Genomic DNA, 266 nt, shown 5'->3' on the forward strand with positions numbered 1-266 from the left:
GCTGGTGGTCTCGAGATCGCTCGCGGCCTGGCTGCCGCCATCGTCAAGCCCCGCCTCGTCCACCTCGTTGTTGCCTTCGGCGTTGGGGTCTTCCGGATCGACCTCGATCTCGGGAGTGGCGTCCACGCTCACCGTCAGCGTGGCGCTGTCGGTATCACCGTCGGCATCGACCACGCTGTAGCTGATCACGGCCTCGCCGTCGAAGCCATCCGCCGGGGTGAAGGTCACCGTGCCATCGGCGGCGTTGAAGGTCACCGACCCTTGGG

The 266-nt window shown here is 67.3% G+C and carries 1 protein-coding gene; it reads right to left on the reverse strand.

Translation table 11 applies throughout. The features are described 5' to 3' along the window. On the reverse strand, positions 1-266 hold a 266-nt coding region (locus tag ACUN9Y_RS22315; protein ID WP_445462926.1), incomplete at both ends, for an Ig-like domain-containing protein.

It is taken from the genome of Halomonas sp. V046 (genome assembly GCF_052645355.1).